This is a genomic window from Paenibacillus sp. 01T422 (genome assembly GCF_056398785.1).
On record NZ_JBFTQB010001576.1, the window covers coordinates 1 to 546 of the forward strand.

Annotated in this window: 5 tRNA genes; all 5 read left to right on the forward strand. The window is 50.5% G+C overall.

From position 1 onward, the window contains the following. The first annotated feature begins 60 nt into the window (after nt 1–60). The 5 genes from AC1DUA_RS40250 (at nt 61) to AC1DUA_RS40270 (ending at nt 527) form a co-directional block, all read left to right on the forward strand. Nucleotides 61–136 (forward strand) — tRNA-Lys (locus AC1DUA_RS40250). Nucleotides 137–155: 19 nt separating this feature from the next. Continuing rightward, nucleotides 156–235 (forward strand) — tRNA-Leu (locus AC1DUA_RS40255). A gap of 38 nt (nt 236–273) precedes the next feature. Then, nucleotides 274–348, forward strand: a tRNA-Gly gene (locus tag AC1DUA_RS40260). A 7-nt stretch (nt 349–355) separates the two neighbouring features. Beyond that, nucleotides 356–432, forward strand: a tRNA-Arg gene (locus AC1DUA_RS40265). A 21-nt stretch (nt 433–453) separates the two neighbouring features. Next, a tRNA-Pro gene (locus tag AC1DUA_RS40270) sits at nt 454–527 on the forward strand. Nucleotides 528–546 lie beyond the last annotated feature (19 nt).

The window sequence follows — 546 nt, forward strand, 5'->3', positions numbered from 1 at the left end:
GCAACGGACTTTGACTCCGTCATGCCAAGGTTCAAATCCTTGATCCCCAGTTTCTTACATGAGTCATTAGCTCAGTTGGTAGAGCACCTGACTTTTAATCAGGGTGTCGTAGGTTCGAATCCTACATGACTCACCATTTGCCTTATTTAGAAGATGCGCGTATGGCGGAATTGGCAGACGCACTAGACTTAGGATCTAGCGGGTGACCGTGGGGGTTCAAGTCCCTCTACGCGCATTAAATCCTCAACAGTATTTATACTCTTGAGGTACCCTGCGGAAGTGGCTCAGCGGTAGAGCATCGCCTTGCCAAGGCGAGGGTCGCGGGTTCGATCCCCGTCTTCCGCTCCATTTTTAAGCGCCCTTAGCTCAGCTGGATARAGTATTTGACTACGAATCAAAAGGTCGGGAGTTCGAATCTCTCAGGGCGCGCCATTTTTTTAAGTTATACGGTATCGGGATGTAGCTCAGCTTGGTAGAGCACCTGCTTTGGGAGCAGGGGGTCGCATGTTCAAATCGTGTCATCCCGATAGACACGCGGGTGTAGTT